General features: G+C 69.5%; 9 protein-coding genes. 1 reads left to right on the top strand and 8 read right to left on the bottom strand.

The window, feature by feature from the left end; genetic code table 11:
* Nucleotides 1-40 precede the first annotated feature (40 nt).
* The 8 genes from OG622_RS13400 to OG622_RS13365 all read right to left on the bottom strand — a co-directional run bounded on the left by OG622_RS13400 (nt 41) and on the right by OG622_RS13365 (nt 10,557).
* Entirely contained in the window at nt 41-1,528 is a 1,488-nt protein-coding gene (locus OG622_RS13400; RefSeq protein ID WP_371576070.1) for a tannase/feruloyl esterase family alpha/beta hydrolase, read from the bottom strand.
* A 156-nt stretch (nt 1,529-1,684) separates the two neighbouring features.
* Nucleotides 1,685-2,389: an ABC transporter ATP-binding protein gene (locus OG622_RS13395; protein WP_371584088.1), complete on the bottom strand. Its 705-nt coding sequence runs from the start codon at nt 2,387-2,389 to the stop codon at nt 1,685-1,687.
* Between the two features lie 5 nt (nt 2,390-2,394).
* Nucleotides 2,395-3,177, bottom strand: a complete 783-nt coding sequence (locus OG622_RS13390) for an ABC transporter ATP-binding protein (RefSeq protein WP_371576068.1) — start codon at nt 3,175-3,177, stop codon at nt 2,395-2,397.
* Complete coding sequence (locus OG622_RS13385) at nt 3,174-4,274, bottom strand: branched-chain amino acid ABC transporter permease (protein WP_371576067.1); 1,101 nt, start codon at nt 4,272-4,274, stop codon at nt 3,174-3,176. Before OG622_RS13385 ends, OG622_RS13390 begins: the two co-directional genes overlap by 4 nt.
* Nucleotides 4,271-5,143: a branched-chain amino acid ABC transporter permease gene (locus tag OG622_RS13380; RefSeq protein WP_371576065.1), complete on the bottom strand. Its 873-nt coding sequence runs from the start codon at nt 5,141-5,143 to the stop codon at nt 4,271-4,273. The genes OG622_RS13385 and OG622_RS13380 overlap by 4 nt, the downstream gene beginning before the upstream one ends.
* An 11-nt stretch (nt 5,144-5,154) precedes the next feature.
* Complete coding sequence (locus OG622_RS13375; RefSeq protein ID WP_371576064.1) at nt 5,155-6,372, bottom strand: ABC transporter substrate-binding protein; 1,218 nt, start codon at nt 6,370-6,372, stop codon at nt 5,155-5,157.
* A 369-nt stretch (nt 6,373-6,741) separates the two neighbouring features.
* Nucleotides 6,742-6,930, bottom strand: a complete 189-nt coding sequence (locus OG622_RS13370; protein ID WP_371576062.1) for a hypothetical protein — start codon at nt 6,928-6,930, stop codon at nt 6,742-6,744.
* Nucleotides 6,931-7,194: 264 nt separating this feature from the next.
* Nucleotides 7,195-10,557: a discoidin domain-containing protein gene (locus OG622_RS13365; protein ID WP_371576060.1), complete on the bottom strand. Its 3,363-nt coding sequence runs from the start codon at nt 10,555-10,557 to the stop codon at nt 7,195-7,197.
* An 892-nt stretch (nt 10,558-11,449) separates the two neighbouring features.
* Here OG622_RS13365 and OG622_RS13360 point away from each other — a divergent pair.
* Complete coding sequence (locus OG622_RS13360; protein WP_371576058.1) at nt 11,450-12,880, top strand: glycoside hydrolase family 43 protein; 1,431 nt, start codon at nt 11,450-11,452, stop codon at nt 12,878-12,880.
* Nucleotides 12,881-13,038 lie beyond the last annotated feature (158 nt).

Raw genomic sequence — 13,038 nt, 5'->3', positions numbered from 1 at the left:
CCATATACGTCAAGGTTTTGTAGAACGTTGACGTAAGGGATTACCGCCGCTGCGGGTCGTACGCAGCGGCGCAACGGAAGTTGGCGGCGTCGGACGTACTGCCGTGGCCCGTGTAACGGGGGACAGCGGGCCAGCGGCACAGCGGCCGGGTGATGTCCGCGTTGCGGCCCAGGAGGGTCTTCGGGGCATCACCCTGCTCGACCCACTTCACCAGCGCGGCGAGTGGATCGACCGGTGCGGCGCCGGGACCGCCGGCGCAGTGCTCGACGCCCGGAGCCATGAACAGCCGTGCGAACCGCTCGGCGCGGGCCTGTCCGCCCATCTCGGCGGCCACGCGCTGGAAGTAGTCGATCGTGCCCTGCGGGAAGATCAGCTGGTCGGCCCATCCGTGCCACAGGATCAGCTTGCCGCCCCCGTCACGGAATGCTCCGAGATCGGGGTCGTCGGTGCCGATCACGTCGTGGTACTCGGCCCGGGACCGGTCGAACCAGTCGGCGAAGTCGGCCGTGGTGACACTGCGCCAGTCGAAGTCCGGATTCTTGGCCAGCCAGTACGTGAACCAGTCGGTCGTGATCGGGAACGGCGCGGCCTGGCCGGTGGGGGTGCTGCCGGCCAGGCCGGCGAACGAGGTGCCCGGTGTCAGGCCGTACCAGAGGAAGGAGCCGTTCTGGCGGCGCGGGCCCTCCCAGATCTTCTTGACCACGGCCGCGTCCTGGGCGGTGATGGTGCCGCAGGACGTCTGCTCACCGATCAGCTTCGACGGGTCGAAGCGGCAGGTCCGGGGGTCGACGATCCCGTCCGTGACACCGTCCTTGCCGTCACAGGCGGCGACAACCGCCTTGTTGACCGCTTCGAAGGTGCAGGAGCTGACGACATGGCCGCTCTCCCGCATCACGACCTGGGGCCACAACTCCGACGGGATGAACCGGTCCCAGTTGATGGCTGGTGCCGCGGAGAGGATGCCGTCGTAGTCCTCGGGGTGGCGCTGAGCCTCCATCAGGCCCTGCCTGCCACCGGTCGAGCAGCCGTTCCAGTAGGAGTGGTCAGGTGCCTTTCCGTAGTAGGCCCCGGTCACCGCCTTGCCCTTCACCGTCATCTCGTGCACCGAGCGGCGGGCGAAGTCCGTGATCAGGTTCTGCTTCATCCCGGTGGGCGACCACGCCCAGGCGCCAGACACGGGGGATCCGGTGTGGCCGGTGTCGGTGGCCGCCGCGGCGTAGCCGGCCTTCGCGGCGTCGTCGGGGGGCGTCAGGACACCGGCGTAACCGCCGCCTCCGACGCCCTGGAACCGTCCGTTCCAACCGTGCGCCGGCAAGGAGACCGCGATGTTGACGCTCTCCGGCACGGTCAGGCGCACGTGACAGATCGCGGGGGTGCCGGGGGCCTCCCCGGCGCTGGTGACGCGGGTGCCGTCGGTGAAGGTCAGCTCGGTCAGGCTCGCACAGGATCTGACCGGATCACCGGAGGGCCGGTCACCGGAGGGCAGTGCGGCTCCGTGACTGGCCGGGGACAGGACCGTCAGCCCCATCGTGAGGACCATGCCAACCAGTACGGGCCGGAAACGGCGGGCGAACCGGTGCGAACGCGCTGGGGAATCGGGGCGTTTCATCGCATCCATTTCCTTGTGCTCGTGAGTGTGGTCGCGGCGCGGGGCCTCGGACGCCGAGGTCCGCGCGCCCCGGTGTCAGCCCACGCCGAGGAGGCTGTGGGCCCGTTCGCGGTCCTTCCGGAAGTCGGTGGTGGAACTGCGGTGCACGATGCGGCCCTTCTGCATCACGGCCACCTCGTCGGCGAGACGGAAGGCCAGGTGCAGGTCCTGCTCCACGAGTACGGCCGCGATGCCCTCTCCGCGCAGGCCCTCCAGCACGCCGGCGATCAGGTCGACGACCGCCGGGGCGAGTCCGTCCGACGGTTCGTCCAGGAGCAGCAACCGGGGATTGCGCAGGAGCGCCCGGCCGATCGCCAGCATCTGCTGCTCCCCACCGGAGAGTTGGTCTCCCCGGTTGCCGCGCCGCTCCGCGAGGCGTGGCATCAGTGCGTAGACGCGCTTCTGGGTCCAGGGGCCGCGTTCGCCTCTGGCGGCCCTGGCCGCCAGGCTCAGGTTCTCCTCGACGGTGAGCGGGGCGAACACGCGGCGCCCCTGGGGAACGATCGCCACCCTGTTGCGGGCGACGGTGTGGGCGGCCGCTCCGGCGAGTTCGCGGCCGTCCACGCGGATGCTGCCGGAGTACGGCTTGAGCATTCCCATCACCGTGTGGACGAAGGTGGTCTTGCCGACGCCGTTGCGTCCGAGCAGAGCCACCACGGTGCCGGCGGCGACGGTGAGGTCGACCCCGTCGAGCACGGTGGTGCCCGCGTATCCCGCGCGCAGCCCGCGCACGCTGAGCAGTTCGGTCATCGTGGCCCTCCGGTGTCGGCGAACAGGTCCTCGGTTCTGGCGGAGCCGAGGTAGGCCCGCCGCACCGCCTCGTCGGCCCGGATCTCCTCCGGCCGGCCGGAGGCGAGGACCTTGCCCAGGTGCAGCACGGTGACCCGGTCGGCCAGCCGGAACACCACGTCCAGGTCGTGCTCGACGATGAGGACGGTCAGGTGCTCGGGGAGGCGTTCCATGAGAGCCACGAACCGTTCGGTCTCGGCGGCGGACATGCCCGCCGTGGGCTCGTCGAACATCACCAGGGCGGGTTCCGTGGCGAGGACCATCGCGACCTCCAGCTGCCGTCGCTCGCCGTGGGACAGGGCGGCCACCTTGTCCCGGGCACGCCCGGCCAGCCCGACCGAGTCCAGGTGACTGCGGGCCTCGGCCTCGGTGCGCCGAAAGCGCCGCGCGGCCCGGTCGAACCGGTGGGCCACCCCGTGGACCCGTTGCACCGCGAGGGCGACGTTGTCCAGCACCGAGCAGTCGACGAACAGGCTGGAGTGCTGGAAGGTGCGCACCATGCCACGCCGGGCCCGCTCCGCCTCCGGCAGTGCCGTGACGTCCTGCCCGGCCAGCACGATGCCGCCGGCGGAGGCCCGGAGTGTCCCGGCCACGGTGGCGAACAGCGTGGACTTGCCGGCGCCGTTGGGTCCGATCAGCGCGTGCCGTTCGCCCCGGGCGATGGTCAGATCCACCTGGTCGACGGCGGTCAGCGAACCGTAGGAGCGGGTCAGTCCGCGCAGTTCCAGGAGTGTGGTCACGACATGTTCTCCTTCCGGCGGCGAGCGCGGCCAAGGACTTTCAGTCGGGCACCTGTGAGGCCCGACAGGCCTCGCGGCAGCAGGAAGACGACGGCGACGAACACCGCGCCCAGCACCAGGGGGCCATGACCGCCGATCGAGGCGGAGAGGTTGTCGCGGACGAGCAGGACGAGTGCCGCGCCGAGGCAGGGGCCCCACAGGCTTCCCGCGCCGCCGATGACCACGCTGAGCAGTGCCAGCGCCGCGACCTCGAATCCCATGTCGCCGGGCGAGACGAACCGGGCCTGCTGCGCCCACAGGGCACCGCCCACCCCGGCGACGGCTCCGGCCAGGCAGAAGACGCCGTACCGGGCGAGCGCCGGGCGGTAGCCGAGGGCCCTCATCCGGGCGTCGTTGTCACGGATGCCCCGCAGTGTCCGCCCGTAGGGCGAACGGACCACCAACGCGACCACCGCGAACACCAGGGCCGCCGCAGCCAGCGCCCACCAGTACACGAACCCCGCGACCAGCAGCGGCGATCCGCCGAACAGGCTGATCGGGGGCATCCCGGCGAGGCCGTTGCTGCCGCCCACCGCCGACCAGCTGTCGGCCACCTGGTGCACCGTCTCCCCGATCGCCAGCGTGAGCATGAGGAACACCAGCCCGCCCGCCCGAACGGCGACCCATCCGGTCACCGCCGCCGCCAGCAGCCCCATGACCAGGGCCGCCAGCACCTGCACCATCGCGTCCGACGTGACATGGACACCGACCAGTACCGCCGTGTAGCCACCGACACCGAAGTACGCCGCCTGGCCCAGCGTCGGCAGGCCCGTGACCCCGGTCAGCAGGTCGACACCGAGGACCAGCACCGCGAACGCCAGCATCCGGGTCATGGCCGACACCGGATAGGGGGCGAGCACCAGCGGGGCCGCCGCCAGGAGGGCTACGACCGCGACGGCGACCACGGCCCTGCGGCGCTCCGGTCCCCCTCCACCGGCGCCGAACCCACCGCCGCTCGCGTCGAGCGGTTCGCGTACCGGGGTCGTGTCGTGCGGCACGGACGCATCGCCTTCCGCCGCCTTCACCGCCTTCACCGCCTTCACCGCCTTCAGGTTCATGCGTGCACCGCCGTCCGTGCCGGGAGCAGACCCGCCGGCCGTACCAGCAGGACCAGGGCCATCGCCCCGAAGACCAGGAACGAGGCGTACTCGGGCAGCAGCGCCGTGCCGAGCGCCTGCACCTGCCCGATCAGTACGGCGCCGAGCAGCGCACCGCGGACCGAGCCGAGGCCGCCGATCACCACCACGACCAGGGCGAGCAGCAGCACCTTCTCGTCCAGGCCGGGCTGGGCGCCCAGAATCGGCCCGGCCAGGACGCCGCCGACGGCGGCCAGCGCCGCGCCCGCCGCGAAGACCCCGACCAGCACCCGGCCCGTGTTGATGCCCAGCGCCGACACCATCGCGCGGTCGGCGACGGTGGCGCGGATCACCGAGCCCAGCGGGCTGCGCTCCACCAGGAAGTAGACCGCCACCGCCAGCACCACGCCGAACCCGATCACGAGCAACCGGTAGACCGGGTACGTCTCCCCCAGCACCGTGACGCCCCCGGCGGCCGGAGCTGGGGCGGCGATCGAGTGCACGTCGTTGCCGAACGCCAGCGACACCACCTCGGCGACCACGAGGGCCACGCCGAGCGTCAGAAGGGCCTGGTCGAGATGGTGGGAGGTGGCCCGCGTCAGGCCGGCCAGCAGGCCCCCGAGGAGAGCCCCGGCGGCCGCGGCGGCCAGCACGGCCAGGACGAAGGCCGCCACGCCCGAGCCGTCGGACACGAGCGCCACCGCCACATAGGCGCCGACCAGGTAGACCGCGCCGTGGGCGAGGTTCAGCACGTCCATCATGCCGAACACCAGGGACAGGCCCAGAGCGATCGCGAAGAGCAGGGAGCCCATCGCCAGCCCGTTGAGGACGCTCACCAGATGGGTAGCCATGCCGGCCGCGCTCAGCCGAGTTCGCCGAGGACCGCGTTGACGGCGGTGTCCCCGTCGGCACGGACCTCACGCAGATAGTAGGTCTGCTCCGGGTTGTGGTCGGCGTCGAACTTCCACGCGCCGCGAGGACTGTCGATCGAGCCGACCTTGCCCAGCGCCTTCACCAGCGCGTCACCGCTGTCGCCGCTCGCCTCGGCCAGCGCCTTGTCGAGCACGGCGGCGGTGTCGTAGCCCTGCACGGCGTAGACCGTCGGGGCCTTGCCCGCCTCCGCCCGGTAAGCGGCCGCGAACTCCTTGTTGACCGGCGTGTCCAGCTCGGTCGAGTAGTGCAGGGAGGTCTTCACGCCGATCGCGGCCTTGCCCTGCGCGGCGAGCGCCCCGCCCTCGGTGAGGAAGCCGGTGCCGTACAGCGCCGTCTTGTCGGCGAGGCCGAACTGCTTGTACTGCTTGACGAAGTTCACCGCCTCCGCGCCCGCGTAGAAGGCGTACACGGCGTCGGCGCCGGACTTGCGGATCGCCGAGAGGTAGGGCTGGAAGTCCTGGGTCTTGCCGAAGGGCGTGTACTTCTCGCCCGCGACCTTGCCGCCGGCCGCCTCGAAGGTCTTACGGAAGCCCGCGACCATCTCCTTGCCGGCGGCGTAGTCGGCCGCGATGAGGTAGACACCGCCCTTGACCTCATCGGCGACGGCCTGCCCCAGGGCACCGGACACCCCCCCGTTGCTGAAACTCGTCCGCCACACGTACTCGGACTTGCGGGCCCCGGTGATGTCATCGGCTCCGGCGTTGGCGACCAGCAGCGGCTTCTTCGACTCGTCGAAGAAGTCCCGCAGACCGAGTGCGGTGGCCGAGTTGACCACCCCGGCGACTGCGGTGACCTGGTCCTGCGTGACGAGCTTCTGGGCTGCGGGCACGCCGGTCTGCGGACTTTCACCCTCGTCGGCGGTCACGAGGTCGACCTTGCGCCCGCCGAGCTTGCCGTCGTGCTGGTCGAGGTAGAGCTCGAAGCCCGCCTTCATGTCCTCGCCGAGCGGCGCGTAGACGCCCGACAGGGGCACCAGCAGCCCGATCTTGACGTTGCCGCCGGACCGGTCCTCTTCGGTTCCGCTCCCGGTGGACTCGTCGAGGCTCGACCCGCAGCCCGACAGCACCAGGGCGCCCAGGGCGAGCCCTGCGACGGTTCTGGACAGCGCGACGGTTCTGGACAGAGGGAAAGCAGAGACAGCACCCATGGCATCTCCTGAGGTGGGCCCGGGGCGGAAAGGTTGGGGCAGAATCTACAATTTTTCAGCGCAACGTCAATACTCTGTAACAGATCGGGTCGACATCGGTATGCCGCGGTCACCAGCGCGGTTCTCCAGCCGGAGCCGTCGCCGGCCCGGACGATCACGAGGAGACGACCGGCTGCCATGTCCTGCTCCCGGACCGGCCCAGGGCGGTTGCCCCCGCAGGATGCGACCGCCGCCAGGTCAGGAGCACCATCGAGCAGCGGCGCGGAGAGGGGCGGCTGCGCGGCGACCCCGCTCCCCGTTCACGGCCGGGGACTGCGAAGGGCCCGATCCGCGTTCGGATCGGGCCCTCGCTTCACACCGCCGTGCGGACTACGACCGTGTCCGCTCCTGTTCGTTGCCGCCGTCACGGATCCACGGGACCAGCTGGATGCCGTTGGCGGTTCCCGCGCCGGTGGAGGCGAGGCAGAGGCCGCCGTTCACGGGGGTGACGGTGCCGTCCGCGTCGACGTTCCACTGCTGCTTGCGGAAGGTGTTGTTCCGGGACTTCCGACCTGGCACGGAAGCCTCCGTCGGATCGACTCCGCCCTACTCCCCTGCCCCGCCTTCCGCGAGACCGTCCCCGCCTGCCTCGAGACTGTCGAAGCGGCCGCCAGTGGATCAAGACCGTCATCGACATGCTCGAAGGCCGGCTCAGCCCGGAACGGCACAGCGGCAGGACCCCGGCCTGAGCCGAACTCGTTCATCCAGTGGTCGCTGTTCACCGGGCGGCCCGTCCCGGCACGTGGGTGTGCTGGGGCGGGCCGCTGTCGGCTGTGGGGCGTGTTACTTGATGACGATCTCGGCCAGCTGCAGACGGAACTTGGTGGACTCGTCGGAGGCGGGGGTGCCGAGCTTGGTCGCGGTCAGGCGCAGGTAGCGGCCGGTGGTGGAGGTGAGGGTGTAGGTCTGGGCGGCTCCGCTGGGGTTGGCCTGGCCGGTGACGGTGCGGGCGGTGGTGTAGGTGCTGGAGCCGTCGGGGCGGGTCTGGATCGTGAAGTCGGCGGGGAAGCCCGCCGAGCCGCCGCCGGCTCCGCTCGCGTCGGTGCGCGGGTGGAGGGTGACGGAGTCGACGGAGCGGTCGGCGCCGAGGTCGACCTCGATCCACACGGGTGTGTCGCTGACGTTGGCGGCGGGGAAGTCGATGCTGGTGAAGCCCTTGCCACCGCTGACGCTGGTGGTGGTGCCCTCCAGGATCCGGGTCTTGCCCCAGTCGCTGTTCTCCAGCGTGTAGTTGGCCGTGACGGCCGTCGCGGCGGTGGGGACGGTGAGTTCGGCGAGCTGGAGGCGGAACTTGGTGGACTCGTCGGTGGCGGGGGTGCCGAGCTTGGTGGCCTGCAGGCGGACGTATCGGGCGGTGGTGGTCTTGAAGCCGTACGTCTGGACGAGCCCCTGGGGGTTGGCCTGGGCGGTGACGGTGCGGGCGGTGGTGTAGGTGCTGGAGCCGTCGGGGCGGGTCTGGATCGTGAAGTCGACGGGGAAGCCCGCGGTACCACCCCCGGCCGCCTGGGTGTCGGTGCGGGGGAAGAGGCGTACGGCGTCGAGGTCGGTGTCGGCGCCGAGGTCGATCTCGACCCAGACGGGGGTGGCGCTGACGTCGGCGGAGGCGAAGTCGTTGCTGGTGTAGCCCCTGGCGCCGCTGACGCTGGTGAGTTTGCCGTCGGTGAGCCGGCTCTTGCCCCAGTTGGTGTTCTCCAGGCTGTTGCTGCTGGTGACCGTCCGGCCCAGGGCCAGGTTGTCCAGGCGGCCGGTGCCTGTGGCCGTGAACGTCCAGGTGCCCGGCTGGACCTTGAAGTAGACGTACGAGGAGTCCTTGCCGTCGTAGCTCAGACCGCTGACGCTGCCCGTGGAGGAGCCGCCGGTGAAGACGGTGGTGCCGTTGGCCTTGATGACGGGCTGGGAGCCGCCGTAGGTGGGCACACCGACACGGGCCGTCGTCCCACTGGGCGAGGTGAGGGTGAGGGTCACCTGAGTGCCGTCGCGCTCGATACCGAAGCGGATGGTTCCCTCGACGGTCGGCGTCACTGTGTTGATCTTCGTGAGGGTGCCGGTCTGCGGGATGACCTCGTAGGTTTCCCAACCCGCTGTGGTGGGGCGCACACCCGCGGCGTAGGCGGACAGGGCGTACAGCGGGCCGCCGTTCCAGGCGTGGTTGTCGGTGCCTTGCGACTTGACCCACACCTCCCACAGGGTGTGGCAGGCGGGGTCGGCGACCTGGGCGGCGAAGCGGTTGCGCATCCGCTCCTCCGCGACGGTGGCCGCACCCATCAGGTACAACGCTTCCAGGACGTAGAACTCCATGTACGGGCTGGCATTGCGGTGGGTGCGCAGCACGTTGGTGATCGCCGGGTGGTGGCTGGGGGTGGCCAGGCCCGCGACGACGGCGAGGGCGTTGGCGCGGTCGTCGGTGTCGCCGTTGTAGGCGGGTGAGCGGTACTCGTTCTTCGTGGAGTTCCACAGCAGGGTGTCGAAGTTGGCCTTGATGCTGGCGCGCTGGGCCTGCCATCCGGCGACGTCAGCGGTGTTGCCGCTGAGGTCGGCGAGCTTGGCGGCGGTGTCCAGGGCCAGGTAGTACCAGGCGTTGTTCAGGACGCGGGTGTCGATGTTGGTGCCCCAGTCCTGCCAGTCCCAGTCCCCGGTGCGGTGGGCGACCAGGCCGTCGCTGCCCAGGCTCCACAGGTCCATGTACTTCTTGACCGCCGGGTAGGCGGCGGTGACGGTGCTGGTGTCGCCGGTGTAGAGGTGGAAGGTCCAGAACGACCATACCGAGGCGAGCATCTGGTTGGGCAGTTCGGCGGTCCAGATGGTCGAGGGCATCGGGGAGTAGAGCGCTCCGCTGTCCTTCGCCCAGGAGGCCAGCTGCGCGATGGCCTTCTTGCCCAGGGCGTGGGAGTTGGTGTCGAAGGTGTAGAAGCCTTCCTTCAGCTGGTTGACCACATCGCCCCACCACTGGGCACGCTCGCGGGTGGGGCAGTCCATGTAGTTGTCCCGCATGTTGACGTACATGGTGCGGGCGGCCTTGGTCCACACGGTGTCGAGGAAGGCGTCGTTGCTGGTGAACGAGCCGTCGAAGTCGGTGTCGTAGCCGGACTCCCGGTATTTGAGGTCGATGATGGTCACGCCCGCCGGGATGATGTACCGCACGGCGGTACCGCTCATCCAGGCCAGCGCCTCGAACTCCTGGACTCCGCCGGTGCAGACGTAGGTGGCGCGGACGTTGAAGATGGTGGCCTGGTCGATGCCGACCAGGCCCTTGCCGTCGTCGTAGTGGTCGGTCTGGATTCCGATCACGGTGCCGGCCGGGGCGTCGACCTTCAGGTAGGGGGTGACCTGGATGTTGGAGGGCAGGGTGGCCCAGATCGCGGTGGAACCCTGGCCGGTGGCCGGGAGCGAGGCGTTGTTGGTGTAGGACTTCAGGCCGGAGTAGCGGATCTGCGGGATCGGCCGTTCGACGAGGCCGTTCCAGGGCGCGGCGCCGGCGGCGCCGAAGTCGGTGGGTGCGCTCCAGGAGCTGTCGTCGAAGCCGGAGGACTGCCAGTCGGCCATGGCGGTGGCGTTGCGGGCGTCGTAGTAGACGTTCGATTCCGGCAGCCGGAAGTTGACCTGGGTGCCGCTGGTGTTGTTCGAGTAGCCCGGGTGGACCTTGTGCTTCCAGCCGGTGTTGCTGACCAGCCGGGTGGTGGTCGAACCGGTCTCGATGTCGGACTGGAACAGCAGTCCGCCCTTGCCGCTGCTGCTGTGCGAGAAGCCCTGCTTTCCGAAGTACGTGACCAGCAGCGCCACCGTGTTGCTGCCGCTGGTCAGGTACGGGGCGAGGTCGATCTCGTCGTAGTACGTGTCCGTACGGTTCGGGCCGCGCTTGAGGCCGCCTTCGAAGACGACGAGGGTGCCGTTGACCCACAGCCAGTACTTCGAGTCCGCCGCGATCTGGGTCACGGCCTTCGAGGGCGCGGAGTCCAGGGTGATCGTTCTGCGGAAGGCCACCCACTGGTTCGCCGAGCTGGAGGATGCCCAGATCCACTTGGCGGTCCACGAGACCGCGGCGGACGCGGTGGGCGCGAAGCCGGGCAGGACGAGTGAGCCCAGGGTGGGGGCCAGGGCCACGGCTATGGCCGAACGCAGAGCGGACCGGCGCGTCACATCGTGCATCGCGGGCTCCTAGGAGAGGTGCGGGGAGGGTGGCAACCGCGTCGGCAGCCCGGAGGGGGAGGAATCGGAATTATAGATTCCGCGCTTTTGAAACGATTCAATAACGTGGTTGCAGGCGAGATCTTTGTCCTGTTCGCAGCGCTGTGTCAATGGTTGCGCAGTCGGCGTTCTCGCGAGCGGCCCGAGCGCGCGGGGAAATCTCCGCACTTCAAGAGGGTGGAGAATGGAACACCTCGCACCGATGCCTGTGTCGCCGCCGACCGTGCGATGCGCGACCTCCAGCGGCTCGGCGGTCGACATGGCCGCGACGAGTTCGCCACCCGCGACTTCCGTGACCTCCGTGATCGACTCAACGGCGCGGAACGGTTCGACGATCGCGGCCTACGGTCGGACTGTGCACAGCCCCGCGGACCATCCGGCTGTGCATCTCGGCCCGGCAGTGGGCGAGACCTCGGCCAACAGCCTGGCATGCGGACGGACAGCCACCACGACCAGGCTTGCCCGGCCCTTCCTGTCGGGAACCGTGGTGCTCGGTGCACCGGAATCATGAATCGAACCGGCCGGTTCCATTGACGTGTTCTTGGCTGACATCTATCTTCTGCTCGAACTTGCGAACGGTGTTCGATTTTTCGAACCATGGCCGTGGAAGGGGATTGGCTCACCCCTGAAACAGCTCTGCCGGCCCTCTTCGCCTTCGCCACCCGGCCCGTCACTGCGAGGGCCGGTCGCTGCCACGCTCAGGCGGAAACCGCGACTCCTCGGTCGCTGACCGGAACTATGCGACATCCCACCTCGCGCGGGATCCGGTCCTGCCCCGGCGGCATGCAGGCCGGGCCTCACCCTCGACCTCACGCACACCTGATCATGGCACTCCACAAAGACAGGAACACATATGCGCGCGGTCCTCGCTCGGCTGGCGGCGGTATTCGTCGCCGCCTGCCTGCTCCTCACCGCCCAAGTCGTGACCACACCTCAACGGGCCGCCGCCGCGGACCCGGGGTACCTGATGACACACTTCATCGGGGAGGGCTCGACCGGCCAGCAGATGTACTTCTCGTACAGCGCGGACGGTCTGAACTGGACCGACCTCAACGGCGGCGGGATGACCCTGCGCTCGACCGTGGGCACGCGCGGTGTGCGCGACCCCGCACTGGTGCGCTCACCCGACGGCAGCAAGTACTGGATCATCGCGACCGACCTGTGCATCAGCTGCGGGCAGACGTGGTCGGACTCCATGACCAACGGCAGCCGCAACCTCGTGGTGTGGGAGTCCACCGACCTGGTCACCTGGTCCGCACCGCGGCTGCTCAACGTCGCCGGCGCCATCCCCGACGGACGCAACGCCTGGGCGCCGGAAGCGATCTGGAACCCGGCCACCAACGACTACGTCCTGTACTGGGCGACCAACGCCACCCTCAACGGCGTACTGAAGCACCGCATCTACTACGCCCGCACCACCGACTTCCAGACCATCACCACCCCGCAGCTCTACATCGACCGCGCCGGCACCCAGGGCATCATCGACACCCAGATCGTCGAGGTCCCCTCCGGCGTCGGCAACTACCGCTACGTGCGTGCCTCCGGCGACGGCCAGATCACCCTCGAAGGCAGCAACTCGATCCTGGGCACCTGGACCAGCCTCGGCAACCTCTCCGGCATCGGCCTGACCGGTTCCCAGGTCGAGGGCCCGATGTGGATGAAGTTCCGCGACCGCAACGAGTGGACCCTCTACCTCGACCAGTACGCGGCCGGGAAGGGATACATGCCGGTCTCGACGACCAACCCGTCCGTCTCCAGCAGCTACCAGCTCCCCACGTCGGGAACGTACTCCCTGGGCGGCAACAAGAAGCGCCACGGCTCGATCCTGAACCTGACGGCCGCCGAGGACGCCCGGATCCAGGCCCGCTGGGCCAACGTCCCGGCCAAGCGGCTGCAGTCCTTCAACTTCCAGGACCGCTACGTACGGCACACCAACTTCGACGTGCGCATCGACCAGAGCATCACCAACGACGACGCCAAGTTCCGCCCGCGCCCCGGCCTGGCAGGCTCCGGCACCGTCTCCTTCGAGTCGGTCAACTTCCCCGGCTACTACCTGCGCAGCGACGGAGCCGACTTCCAGCTCGTCTACAACGACCGCACCACCCAGTTCGCCGAGGACGCCACCTTCAACCAGGTCGCCGGACTCGCCGACTCGACATGGTCCTCCTTCCAGTCGTACAACCACCCCGACCGGTACATCCGCCACTACGCGTACCAGCTGAAGCTCGCAACGATCACCACCGCGACAGCACGTGGCGACGCCACCTTCCGTCTGACGAGCTGACCCGACCGGGATACCGGCGCCCTCACCACGACCTCTCACCCGCCCCCGTCCTCCAGCGGGCGGAGGCGCCGGTATCCCCCACCGCCTCGCCATGCCGGGCGAGTGAAACACCGCCCGTTTCCCGACCTTCTCTCACGTCCCGGCAGCCCACGGTCCAG

It is taken from the genome of Streptomyces sp. NBC_01314, from assembly GCF_041435215.1.
Taxonomy (GTDB): domain Bacteria; phylum Actinomycetota; class Actinomycetes; order Streptomycetales; family Streptomycetaceae; genus Streptomyces.
Note: the sequence above shows the minus strand (reverse complement) of the source record. Positions and strands in the feature narration are given on the sequence as shown.